We start from the raw sequence: 12,564 nt of genomic DNA, 5'->3' as shown, positions 1-12,564 counted from the left end.
AAAAATGCACCTGACGGGTCACCATTTTTCTCGCAAGCTCCTCAATATCATAGCGAAGTGTGCCTCACCCTACGTAAATCCTGTGTCGTGATGCTAACAGATTGAACTAACATGAGGATTTATAGTACTAATCGTTAAGTCATTCTTTTTCCTGCCGATATAGATTGAACGTTATTTGATCTGCTGAGATTGTGTACAATCATCGCGTTTAAGCCTGTATAAATGGAATGACAGTATATTCAGGCAGTACAGGCGGATGAGCGACGCGTGCGACGGGCCCACGCATCATAATGCTGCTGAATACATGAGTTTTACCAACGTCAGTTTATACGCGGGTTTTGCAACCAATGCGAAGTGGAGGCGACAATGTTGCTCGTCACGTGGCGTGTGAACAGGAATCTGTACGATTTGCAAATAGGAAGAAAACACAGATGGAGAATATTCATGTTCCCATGGAAGATGCCAGCCAGGTACTTTCATTCTGGTTTGAAGAATTAACAGAAGAAGACTGGTTCAGTGTAGATCCAAACATCGATGCTATGATTGCGTCTCAGTTTGGCGCACTGCACAAAGCCGCATCCCGCTGTGAACTCTGGCCGTGGCGGGCAACTCCACATGGTCGGCTTGCGGAAATTATTGTGCTTGACCAGTTTTCCCGCAATATATACCGCAACAAACCTGCTGCATTTGCGCAGGATGCAGTGGCGTTGTGTCTGGCTCAGGAAGCCGTCAGCGTAAATGCTGATGCCTCGCTGACACCCACAGAAAAAGCCTTTCTTTATTTGCCTTTTATGCACAGTGAATCGGCAGCTGTCCATGATGTTGCGATGCAGCTCTTTGCTGTTCCCGGCCTCGAGACACAACTGGAGTTTGAACGTCGCCACCGTGATATTATTTTGCAGTTTGGCAGATACCCCCATCGAAATGAGATCTTGGGACGAGATTCAACCGAAGAAGAATCGCAGTTTCTCGCAACACCAGGCTCGTCGTTTTAAGCACTGACAACAGACTGACCAAGCGGTCAGGTTTTGACTCGAAAACGCCCTATTTTACTTGACTTGAGGGCGTGACGGGTGTTTTATTGTTATATCTGTTTTTCTCCAGAGATTTGCCGTGACTTCACCTTTTGTTCAGCGTGAACCGTTTCCCTATGCCGTGTCCTCGATATCGGACTCGTTAGCAGGCTTGCGTCTGGCGGTAAAAGATTTGTTTGCGATAAAAGGTATGCCAACGACGGCAGGCAATCCCACCTGGAGTAAGACGCACCCCATCCCGCAGGCAACATCATCGGTTATTGAAACCCTGCTTGCGCATGGTGCCAGCTATGTGGGTAAAACTATCACTGACGAGCTGGCCTATAGTCTGAATGGACAAAACAAACACTACGGTACACCGGTTAATCCGGTCACACCGGACAGACTGCCCGGCGGGTCCTCTTCGGGATCGGCTGTGGCCGTGGCCGCAAATGAAGCAGATATTGGCCTGGGAACCGACACCGGTGGTTCAATCCGGGTGCCGGCAAGCTACAACCATTTATTTGGCTTGCGCACTACCCACGATCTGATTGCGCGCGACAATATGGTTGCGCTAGCGCCGTCTTTTGATACGGTTGGTGTGATGACGAAGGATTTGTCAACTTTGGCGAGCACCATGCGGGTGTTATGCGACGCGCCAATGCTTGAGCCGCTGCAGCCACGTCTGACTCTGGCCGACACCTTGCTTGGATGCTGTGTCCATGCCGATCTTATTCGGCAGTGGACAGACGGGCTGAACAACATTTCGCTTACACACGATACGTCACTGGACGCTGATGCAATGAGTGCTGCCGAGACCTTCAGGATCTTGCAAGGCGCAGAAATACGCGACGAGCATGGCGAGTGGATAAGCCAATGCTGTCCTGATTTCGCTGACGATATTCAACAGCGTTTTGACGCTTGCATGACCATCACAACACAACAAATACAGCGTGCAAAAAGCACGCAACAACAAATTGCAGAAAGACTGGAAAAGGTGTTATCGCAGACAGATGCGATCCTGGTACCCACAACGCCGGGCATCGCCCCGCGTATGGATGCGCCAGCCAGCTCTCTGGCAGCGTACCGACAACGACTGCTTTCGCTGACCGCGTTTGCCGGGCTTGCCGGACTGCCACAACTGCATTTGCCCCTTTTTACTCTACACAACGCCCCATGCGGCCTGTCTCTGATTGGAAAAAAAGGCAGTGATCTTGCACTAATCAGCTATGCCCGCTGGCTTATGGAATACTCACAATGAAGCATCAAATTGGATTTACTGCACCTCATTATGCCGCCTCTCAGGTAGGACAAAACATTCTACAACGCGGTGGAACCGCGATTGAAGCCATGGTCGCTGCGGCAGCCTCGATTGCGGTGGAATACCCGCATATGAATGGACTTGGCGGAGACGGTTTCTGGCTGATTAGCGAACCGGGTAAGACGCCGGTAACCATCGACGCAGCAGGCGTGGCAGCGAAACAGGCAACACCAGACTTTTACGCTGGGATGGATGCCATTCCCAGTCGAGGTGGAAAAGCCGCACTGACTATGGCTGGCGCGGTGTCTGGCTGGCAAAAAGCACTGGATATCAGTCATCGGTGGCAGTCAGGCATTCCGTTAACTGAATTGCTGAACACCGCGATCAGTCAGGCGAACTGGGGAATTGAAGTTACCCAAAGCTTATCTGACGCCAGTTTGAAAACCTTTGACGAGCTGGGTGCTCAAGAGGCCTTTTCGCCTTTCCTAATCAAAGGCAAAGCACTCAAAAAAGGGAAAATTTTAAAACTCCAGACGTTGTCAGCGTCCCTGCAGCGGTTAGCGGAAGCTGGATTAGATGATTTTTATCGCGGCGATCTTGCGACCATGCTGGCCAAGGATCTTGCTGATGCCGGGTCACCCATTACCCTAAGCGACTTTCATGATTATCAGGCCCGTACAGGCGAACCGTTACAGGTAACAACCGGTGCCGGGACACTGTTTAATCTTGGCGCACCAACTCAGGGCGTAGCGTCTCTGATCATTTTGGCACTTTACGACCGGGTTAAACATCTGGGTAATTCAGACGCCGATATGGTGCATTTGCTCATCGAGTGCACTAAGCAGGCATTTATTGCCAGAAACCAATATGTGACAGACCCAGGCCGCTTATCAGGCCCGCTCTCTGCATTGCTTAGTGCAGACGCACTGGATGCCATGACCGCACATATCGCGATAGATAAGGCACAACCCTGGCCGCATGTCGCGAAGCCCGGCGACACCATCTGGATGGGTGCCTGTGATGCTAAAGGCAGAATGGTCAGTTACATTCAGTCGCTCTACTGGGAATTCGGCAGCGGCATCGTCAGCCCTTCCACAGGCATTGTATGGAATAACCGCGGTACCTCGTTTTCGCTGGATCCGGCCGACTTGCAGGCGCTGGAGCCGGGACGGGCCCCTTTCCACACGCTCAATCCGGCTTTCGCAGAGCTCAGTGACGGACGAAGAATGAGTTACGGTACCATGGGTGGAGAAGGACAGCCGCAAACGCAGGCCGCCATTTTTGCCAGACACATCTACCATAACCAGCCACTGGAAAAAGCTATCACGCTTGGCCGCTGGTTACTCGGCCGGACCTGGGGTGATCAAAGCCACAACCTGAAAGTAGAACGGGATCTGGATGAATATGTTGGTGACGCGCTTCGGGAACGGGGCCACGATATGGTTGTGGTTGACCCCTGTAACGAATTAATGGGTCACGCCGGTGCGGTAGTGCGCCATCCTGATGGTGCCGTTGAGGCAGCCACCGATCCGCGTAGCGACGGTAAAGCCTTTTTTGAAAATATTGGCAAAGCGGAGAATCGTTAATGGAGTGGGTAGCCAATAATCTGACCACGGTTCTCTCACTCATCGGTACCGGCGTTTTTGCCGGCTTACTCGCTGGGTTGCTCGGCGTTGGCGGTGGTATCGTAATTGTACCGGTGCTGTATTTTCTGTTTCAGGCATTGGGCGTCTCTGCCGACACCGCCATGGTTGTTGCCACGGCTACGTCGCTGGCCACCATTGTTCCTACCTCTGTCAGCTCTATTCGTGCTCATCACAGTAAAGGGAATGTTGATTTTGCCCTGCTCAAAGCCTGGGCGTTTTTTATTCTAATTGGTGTGCTCGCAGGCAGCGTTATTGTCACCCGCATTGATGGGAATTATCTCACCATTTTATTTGGTGTCATCGCCACATTATCCGCGCTGAATATGCTGATTGGCAAAAAGGACGCTTTATTTTCCTCGCTGCCAGGCAAAATCGGGCAGCGTGTTATCGCCACTGCCATTGGCCTGTTCAGCTCGCTGGTAGGGATCGGAGGCGGCACACTTACCGTCCCCACCCTGACTTTTTGTAACTATCCGGCGCACCGTGCTGTAGGCACCGCCGCCGCTGTCGGCCTGATCATTTCGCTGCCGGCGGCGCTGACACTGCTGGTAGCAGGCAACACACCGACAGATGCGCCGCCAGGGACGTATGGGTTTGTCAATCTCATCGGATTTATCTGTATTGTCCCGTTAACAGTGCTGTTTGCCCCGCTAGGCGCTGCACTTGCCGCAAAGCTGGATGCGGCCATGCTGAAAAAAGTGTTTGCCGTTGTTCTTATCATCACTGGCCTGCGCATGCTCGTGCAGGCTGCACTTTAGGAGTTAATCATGTCGCCGTTATCCCCTCCGCCACGCCTGCTCATGGGACCGGGTCCCATCAACTGCTATCCGCGCGTGCTGTCAGCCATGTCCACCCAATTGGTTGGCCAGTACGATCCGGTGATGACGGGATATATGAATGAGGTGATGGCGCTGTACCGGAAGGTGTTTCATACGTCAAACCAGCAAACTCTGCTTATCGACGGCACATCCCGTGCGGGTATTGAAGCGGTAATGATATCTGCCATTGAGCCAGGTGATAAAGTTCTGGTACCTATTTTTGGTCGTTTCGGGCACTTGCTGGCGGAAATTGCTGAACGTGCCGATGCAGAAGTCCATACCATCGAGGTGCCTTGGGGGGAAGTGTTCGAGCCCGAGCAGATTGAAAACGCTATCAAAAAGGTACAGCCCAAACTGCTGGCCATTGTGCAGGGAGATACCTCCACCACCATGCTGCAGCCATTAGCTGACATCGGAGACTTGTGTCGTAAGCATGATGTGTTGTTCTACTGCGATGCCACCGCGTCAATTGGCGGAAACCCGCTTGAAACAGACAGCTGGCAGCTGGATGCGGTTTCGGTTGGCCTGCAAAAATGTCTGGGCGGTCCCTCAGGAAGCGCGCCAATTACCTTAAGTCAGCGTTTTGTTGATACCGTTCGACGGCGGCATCATGTAGAAGCCGGAATACGCGACGCCCACCATGAAGATGCGCCCGGCCCCAGAATACGCTCTAACTATTTTGATCTCGGTATGATCATGGATTACTGGGGCGAAGAGCGCCTGAATCATCATACCGAGGCTGCCAGCATGCTCTACTGTGCAAGAGAGTGTGCCATTACTCTGCTGGATGAAGGCCATGACAACGTCATCCAGCGTCACAAGCTGGCCGGAGACGCCATGTTAGCAGGAGTGCAGGCAATGGGCCTCTCCCCGTTTGGTGATCTCAGGCATAAAATGCACAATGTCGTAGGTGTCTATATTCCCGACAACATGGACGGAGAAGCGATACGTCATCAGCTTCTGCACGACTTCAATATTGAAATTGGCACCAGTTTCGGTCCGCTTAAAGGTAAAATCTGGCGCATCGGTACCATGGGCTACAACGCCAGGAAAGATGCCGTGTACCATACCCTTCAGTCACTCGAAACCGTGTTACGACGCGCAGGGTTCGCTGTAGACGCCGGCGCGGCCGTTGACGCCGCCCTTGCCGCTTACCGTGGAGCCTGAAGTGAGCAATTATGATGATGCAGCAGCGCTTACGATGGCACGCCTGGAAATGCTCGGTTCGGTATCCCAGAGTGATAAGTTTTTAGATCGGCGCTATCTGACTGAACAGCACCGTCAGGCCAACCAGCTCACTGCGAACTGGATGAATGAAGCAGGAATGGGTACCTGGCAGGATGCAGCCGGCAATATCTGGGGTCGGCTCGAATCGGCTGTACCACAAGCGCCAAGGCTTATCTTTGGGAGTCACCTGGACACCGTACCTAATGGCGGTAAATATGACGGTATGCTGGGCGTACTGGCGCCAATAACCATAGCCGCATTACTGAAAGGCGAGCGCCATGCTCTGCCCTTTCATCTGGACGTAGTCGGTTTCGGTGATGAGGAAGGCACGCGCTTTGGCAGTACACTGTTAGGCAGCCGGGCATTAACGGGCAAATGGCCAGCTGACTGGCGCCGTATGAAAGACGCTGATGGCATAGCATTGGAAGAAGCGATGCAGCAGTTTGGACTCGATTTCGATAAGGTATCGCAGGCAACAATATCCGGTAAGGACGTGCTGGCCTATTTGGAGCTGCATATCGAACAAGGGCCGGTGCTCGAAAAGCACAACTTGCCGGTAGGAACAGTAACTGGTATTGCCGGTGCCAGACGACTGGCATTTGAAGTGACCGGAATGGCCGGACACGCCGGAACCGTACCAATGGAAATGCGACAGGACGCACTGTGCGCCGCATCAGCGATGGTGTTGTGCATTCAGCACACTGTCAGACAGTACACGGGCGTGGTGGCGACAGTTGGCAGCATGACTGTCAAACCTAACGCCGTTAACGTGATCCCCGGGTACGCTACATTTACGCTGGATATTCGCAGTGACGATAATCACCGGCGCGATACTGCGCTTGAACACATCCTGCATGAACTTAGCAAACTGGCAATACAGCATGGCGTTACGCTTTCTCACCACGTGACTCACGACGCCGGTGCAATCAGGTGCGCACCGCATCTTCAGCAAGCCATGTTAGAAGCAACCAGCGCATGCGGCGTATCGCCCTTCTCGCTGCCTTCCGGCGCCGGGCATGATGCGATGGCAATGGCGGATATTTGCCCGGTAGCGATGCTGTTTACACGGTGTAAGGGAGGCATAAGTCATCACCCGCTTGAATCTATCACGCAGGACGATGTCGCAGCCAGTCTGGCAGTGCTGCATCACATGGTAAAACACCTGTCGTTTTAGGGTGACCAGCAAAAGCTCGTTTTACTTCAGGGATCACACATTTGAAAATTCCACGTATTTATCATGACAAACACGGCAAAAGCCACTTTGGCTATGCAGACGTTCCCCTTGCTGACGGTGGCCCTATCGGGCTGCTTTCAGAAAAATTTGCGGCTGACAAAATCATTTTCCGCGAGACCCCTGCAGATTACGACTTTAAATGGCACACCGCGCCGGCCAGGCAACTAATGTTTATCATAAAAGGCCGCGCTGAATTTACCGTCTCTGGTGGCGAACGTCGCATTTTTGGTACTGGTGATGTGGTGCTGCTTGAGGATACCGAGGGCGAAGGACATTGCTCAAAGGCTCTCGACAACGAGATTCGCCACTCAATCTTTGTGACCCTGGCCGCCGATACCCACATTGCCTGATACTTAGTACTGCCGGTCGCCGCTAAACCTGATAACAGACCGGTTTGCTGCACTCCAGGACAGCAGCGCCATGGTGGGACAATTACCAGTCGGTTAGCAGCAGTACGGCGAATCCATTTCTTTCTTCGACGCTGTACAAGTACAGGCAGTGAACATCAGATTGCCTGCACCTTTTCTATCCAGCGTTGCTTCTCTGCCTCAGGCAGAAAACTGCCTTTAAACCCATTGATAACCAGCGCTTTCATTTGGGTTTCGCTCATTGCTAATGAGGTTTCCAATGCGCGAAAGTTGTCATCCAGATAACCACCAAAGTACGTGGGATCATCAGAGTTCACCGTAACCAGCAACCCGGCCTCCAGCAATTGCAGAATATTGTGGTGCTTCATGTCGTCAATAACACAAAGCTTCAGATTACTTAGCGGGCATACCGTCAGTGGGATTTGCTGCTGATGAATCAGCGCCATCAAGGCATCATCCTCCTGGCAACGCACACCATGATCAATTCGGTCTACCTTCAACAGCTCAATTGCCTGCCAGATATACTCCGGCGGCCCTTCCTCACCCGCGTGAGCAACCACCTTAAACCCAAGTGAGCGGACTTTGTCAAACACGGCTCTAAATTTTTCCGGAGGATGGCCTACTTCAGCACTGTCGAGGCCAAACGCTGTGATATTCTCGTACCAGGGTTCTGCCTCTCTGAGCGTCTGAAACGCGGCCTCCTGCGACATATCGCGCAAAAATGACAGGATCAGATAACCGGTTATGCCCCACTGCGCTTTTGCCTCTTTCATCGCGCGCAAAAAGCCAGGCATAAATACGTCAAAGCCTATTCCACGTTCGGTGTGAGTTTGCGGATCGAACATCATCTCTGTATGGACAATATGCTGGTCATGGCACTTAGTCAGATACGCCATCATTAACTGGTAAAAATCCTCCTCATCGCGAAGTACGTCTGCGCCCTGATAGTAAAGATCCAGGAAGCTCTGAAGGTCTTCAAAGCGATAAGCGGCTTCAATATCTTCGACACTCTCATAGGGCAAGGTAACACCGTGCTTGCTGGCAAGCTGCCACATCAGTGTCGGACTCAGCGTTCCCTCAATATGCAGATGAAGCTCTGCTTTAGGCATCCTCGATAATAACGATGTTAGCGACATATTCCCTCTCCTGACCGCAGGTAATGCACAATTGTAATGCAGAATCACCAGCGAGGTGCAATTAGTGTACTCTGGGCAGCGAGCGCGAAGCAGAGTATGCTTAGGCTAGCTGGCGTGATGCCTGTGATGACAGTAGCGGAACTACCGGCACATGGCATGAAGTACGTGATTATTTTTGACATTGCTACAGTAATAGCACAAAACACACCAACAATCTGACTACATGGTCAGGTTATTGCTACTTCCTCGCCACATAATAATAACGAAACGAGTTCTGAGACAACATCTATGCTTAATCATTATCTGGAGCGTTGGTTTAAGCTTGAGGCACATGGCACAACAATAAAAACAGAGTGCATCGCCGGGCTGACAACCTTTGCCGCCATGTCATATATTCTGGTAGTTAACCCCGGCATCTTAGGCTTGAGCGGTATGCCGGTGGCAGGGTTAATCACTGTTACCGCATTGGCAGCCTGCATCGGCACGTTGCTGATGGCAGCAATGACCAACTACCCTATCGCACTGGCGCCGGGTATGGGTCTCAATGCATTTTTCGCCTACACCATCTGCATGACGCGGGACATCCCCTGGGACGCCGCGCTGGGGATCGTTTTCTGGAATGGTGTGTTATTTCTGCTTTTGACACTAACCGGCGTAAGAACCAAAGTTGCCGAGGCAATACCGGCTGAGCTGAAAATAGGCGTTCAGTGTGGTATCGGTCTGTTTATCGCATTTATCGGGTTAAAAAATGCCGGGCTGGTTGTCGATCACCCAGCCACATTCGTGACGCTGGGGGACCTGTCTGACCCGGCCGTGCTACTGGCGCTGGCAGGTATTCTTTTTACTATTGTCATGGTGATGAAAAAAGTAACCGGCGGCATTTTACTATCAATTGTGCTGTTAACTGCGATCGGGGCTTTTATTCCCACTGAAAGTGGTACGTTAACCCCCACTCCAGACGCGATTATAGGCATGCCAGAACCCATTTCAGACACCTTTTTTGCCATGGATATCTGGTACCCTATTGAACATTTTTCCCAGACCTGGGATCTGATATTTGCGTTGATGTTTGTCAATATGTTCGACACGATTGGCACGCTGATTGGTGTTTCGCGTCGCGCTAACCTGCTTACGCCATCCGGCAAACTTCCCAAAATAGGTAGTGCGATGACGGCTGATGCCACCGCCAGTATTGCTGGCGCCGCATTGGGTACCTCTCCGGTTACCAGTTATGTGGAAAGTGCAGCCGGAGCATCTGCCGGGGGAAGGACGGGCCTGACAGCCATTGTGGTGGCGTTGTGTTTTGTTGCGGCACTGTTTCTGACGCCGCTCATGAAAGTGATCCCACTGATGGCAACCACGCCTGCGCTGCTGATGGTGGGCATTTTAATGATGGACTCGATCCGACAGCTTGACTTCGACGATGTCGGTGCCCTGGCCACTGCTTCTGTGGCGCTACTGGCGATGCCGCTGACATTCAGCATTTCAGAGGGTATTGCGCTGGGCATCATCACGTATGTGGGCGTGATGATGGGGACAGGCCGATATCGCCACGTCAGCGCTATTACCTATGCACTGGCTGTGGTGTTTTTACTCAGATACATTTTCGATTTAAAGTAATCTGGCCGGGGTCACCCCGAAAGGGCGTAATTGTAGGACTTGGGGTGGGTTTATTCTTGTCGTTACTTGCCCCGTTCTATTTGCTGTTCAGACATTACGTAGTTAAACGTAATCAACGCGTGTAGTCTGAACTTAAATGCCTGAGTGGTGCTCAGGCTTTTAAACAAAAATGAGGCGTAACAGGTAAAAATTAACGCACGGAAAGAAAAGACTGGAATTACAAACCGTCGTAAGAGAACCCGATCGCTTTATCCGCCATAAACACAACTTTTACGTTCTTGCCATTTTCATCACCCCACAGACAACTTACTGTGCCCAGGCTTTTACTACAGTTATCTGCTGCGCCAATAACCGCTTCCACCTCTGCCTGGCTCATGCCGGTTTCCAGCTTGTCATAGTTTTCTTTATTAAGTTTTGAGCAACCGGCAAGTAGCAGTGCGCCCAGTGCCAGAGTGATAATACGGTTTTTCATGCTGTCTCCTGAAGTTAAACAGTTCGCCTGAGATAATGCTTATGTAAGCGTATTCCTGCGGCTGATTGAGCAAAGACAATGTCATTCAGCCGCACCTTGTCAAAGGCTGTCCTCTGCGTCAGCCGGGAAATGGCTTTTCCAATGACGTGCGATGTCTTCGCGGGTCGCTACCCACACATTATCGACGCTTTGAATATACTCGATAAATCGCTTTAATGCAGCCAGTCTCGCCGGGCGTCCAACAATGCGACAGTGAAGGCCAATAGAGAGCATCTTAGGCTGGGAGGCTCCCTCATCGTACAGGACATCAAAGGCATCTTTTAAATACTGATAGAACTGCTCACCACTGTTGAACCCCTGCGGCGTGGCAAATCGCATGTCATTGGTATCCAGCGTGTAGGGCACCATTAGCAACGGTTTCCCATAATGTCTGTCGTAATAAGGTAAATCATCGGCGTAAGAATCGGCGCAATACAAAATATCGTCACGCTCGGCAATAAGTTTCAGTGTATTGGGGCTGGTGCGACCGGTATACCAACCTGCGGGTTTACTGCCTGTCAGTGACTGATGCAATAAAATGGCGTCGTCAATTTGCTTACGCTCCTGGTCAATATCCATATCCTGATAATGGATCCAGCGCATAGCATGACTGGCAATCTCCCAGCCAGCCTCTTTCATAGCCTGCACCGCATCAGGATGACGTTGCATCGCCATAGTCACACCAAATACGGTCAGTGGTAACTGCTTTTCCGTAAATAAGCGGTGAAGCCGCCAGAATCCGGCGCGTGAGCCGTACTCGTAAATAGACTCCATACTAAGGTGACGGTCAGGATACGCTTGTGCGCCAATAATCTCAGACAAAAAGATTTCTGAGTGACTGTCACCATGCAGCACGCAGTTTTCACCCCCCTCTTCAAAATTCAGCACAAACTGAACCGCGATGCGTGCACCGCCAGGCCATTTTGGATGCGGTGGCGTACTGCCGTAGCCAATCAAGTCTCTTGGATAGGATGACGTGGGTTCATGCATTATCTGATTTCCTGTATGCCTCGGGAACCTGCAGTCCACAGCCCGCCAGTACCAGATGTACCAGCTCACAGGTTGCTTCATTAAAATCGGCTTTCAGCATTTTTTTACCGCGAAGCCGTGTTATCTGCGCAGAAAAATCCGCATAGTGCTGAGTACTGGCCCAGATAGTAAACAACAGGTACTCCGGAGACACCGCTCTCATCTTGCCGCGGTCAATCCAGGCCTGAATAATATCCGTACGACCACGCATCCAGGTAGCATGATCCTGGTCGAAATAGCCAGTGAGATTGGGGGCCCCATTAAGGATTTCCAGCGCAAAAATCTTTGACGCCAATGGCCGCGTCCGCGACAACTCCATTTTCTCTGCAATATAACTGGCCAGAACCTGCGCTGGATCGTCCTCAACCGTAGCCTGATCGAAGTGCGAATTCCACAGCGCCAGGGTTTCCTGCAGCACTGCCATATACAGTTCCTGCTTGGTTTTGAAATAGTACAGAATATTGGTTTTCGGTAGTCCGGCTTCGTCGGCAATTTGCTGAACCGATGTGCCTTTAAAGCCATTTTGTGCAAAAGACTTTTCAGCCGCCGCTACGATTAACGAACGGTTTTTCGCGCCGATACCTGCGTCGGCTACGCGTTGTATTGTCATGAGTACGTCTTATTCCTTGTTAATCACAACTCAGTCGAAATTCTCGGCCATGTACCGATTTGTGCTTGAATCCGTCAGGGTAGTTTCCCGT

The 12,564-nt window shown here is 51.5% G+C and carries 12 protein-coding genes; 8 read left to right on the top strand and 4 right to left on the bottom strand.

The genetic code is table 11. From position 1 onward, the window contains the following. Window positions 1-431 precede the first annotated feature (431 nt). From ACLBLI_RS08040 to ACLBLI_RS08010, 7 genes are all read left to right on the top strand, one after another. Entirely contained in the window at window positions 432-995 is a 564-nt protein-coding gene (locus ACLBLI_RS08040; protein ID WP_414830574.1) for a DUF924 family protein, read from the top strand. 118 nt (window positions 996-1,113) lie between these two features. Further along, on the top strand, window positions 1,114-2,274 hold the full coding sequence (locus tag ACLBLI_RS08035) for an amidase (RefSeq protein ID WP_414830573.1): 1,161 nt from the start codon (window positions 1,114-1,116) through the stop codon (window positions 2,272-2,274). Further along, window positions 2,271-3,860: a gamma-glutamyltransferase family protein gene (locus ACLBLI_RS08030; RefSeq protein WP_414830572.1), complete on the top strand. Its 1,590-nt coding sequence runs from the start codon at window positions 2,271-2,273 to the stop codon at window positions 3,858-3,860. The genes ACLBLI_RS08035 and ACLBLI_RS08030 overlap by 4 nt, the downstream gene beginning before the upstream one ends. After that, complete coding sequence (locus ACLBLI_RS08025) at window positions 3,860-4,678, top strand: sulfite exporter TauE/SafE family protein (RefSeq protein ID WP_414830571.1); 819 nt, start codon at window positions 3,860-3,862, stop codon at window positions 4,676-4,678. Before ACLBLI_RS08030 ends, ACLBLI_RS08025 begins: the two co-directional genes overlap by 1 nt. 9 nt (window positions 4,679-4,687) lie before the next feature. Further along, window positions 4,688-5,905 carry a pyridoxal-phosphate-dependent aminotransferase family protein gene (locus tag ACLBLI_RS08020; protein WP_414830570.1) on the top strand — a complete coding sequence of 406 codons (1,218 nt, stop codon included), beginning with the start codon at window positions 4,688-4,690 and terminating at the stop codon, window positions 5,903-5,905. 1 nt (window position 5,906) lies between these two features. Next, window positions 5,907-7,139, top strand: a complete 1,233-nt coding sequence (locus ACLBLI_RS08015; RefSeq protein WP_414830569.1) for an allantoate amidohydrolase — start codon at window positions 5,907-5,909, stop codon at window positions 7,137-7,139. A 41-nt stretch (window positions 7,140-7,180) separates the two neighbouring features. Continuing rightward, window positions 7,181-7,549: a hypothetical protein gene (locus tag ACLBLI_RS08010; RefSeq protein WP_414830568.1), complete on the top strand. Its 369-nt coding sequence runs from the start codon at window positions 7,181-7,183 to the stop codon at window positions 7,547-7,549. Between the two features lie 155 nt (window positions 7,550-7,704). Here ACLBLI_RS08010 and ACLBLI_RS08005 read toward each other — a convergent pair whose 3' ends face one another. Next, window positions 7,705-8,703, bottom strand: coding sequence for an adenosine deaminase (locus tag ACLBLI_RS08005; protein WP_414830567.1), 999 nt, complete (start codon window positions 8,701-8,703; stop codon window positions 7,705-7,707). A 288-nt stretch (window positions 8,704-8,991) separates the two neighbouring features. Here ACLBLI_RS08005 and ACLBLI_RS08000 point away from each other — a divergent pair, with 288 nt between their 5' ends. Next, window positions 8,992-10,323, top strand: a complete 1,332-nt coding sequence (locus ACLBLI_RS08000; RefSeq protein WP_414830566.1) for an NCS2 family permease — start codon at window positions 8,992-8,994, stop codon at window positions 10,321-10,323. Between the two features lie 217 nt (window positions 10,324-10,540). Here ACLBLI_RS08000 and ACLBLI_RS07995 read toward each other — a convergent pair whose 3' ends face one another. From ACLBLI_RS07995 to ACLBLI_RS07985, 3 genes are all read right to left on the bottom strand, one after another. Then, on the bottom strand, window positions 10,541-10,795 hold the full coding sequence (locus tag ACLBLI_RS07995) for a DUF3862 domain-containing protein (protein ID WP_414830565.1): 255 nt from the start codon (window positions 10,793-10,795) through the stop codon (window positions 10,541-10,543). Between the two features lie 99 nt (window positions 10,796-10,894). Continuing rightward, window positions 10,895-11,824 carry an allantoinase PuuE gene (gene puuE, locus ACLBLI_RS07990; protein ID WP_414830564.1) on the bottom strand — a complete coding sequence of 310 codons (930 nt, stop codon included), beginning with the start codon at window positions 11,822-11,824 and terminating at the stop codon, window positions 10,895-10,897. Further along, a complete protein-coding gene (locus ACLBLI_RS07985) occupies window positions 11,817-12,473 on the bottom strand; it encodes a TetR family transcriptional regulator C-terminal domain-containing protein (RefSeq protein ID WP_414830563.1) in 657 nt (218 codons plus the stop codon). The genes puuE and ACLBLI_RS07985 overlap by 8 nt, the downstream gene beginning before the upstream one ends. Window positions 12,474-12,564 lie beyond the last annotated feature (91 nt).

The sequence above is a fragment of the Alteromonas sp. H39 genome, from assembly GCF_047556435.1.
GTDB lineage: Bacteria > Pseudomonadota > Gammaproteobacteria > Enterobacterales > Alteromonadaceae > Alteromonas.
The sequence above is the reverse complement of the archived record's forward strand: the minus strand, read 5'-3'. Positions and strand labels throughout refer to the sequence as shown.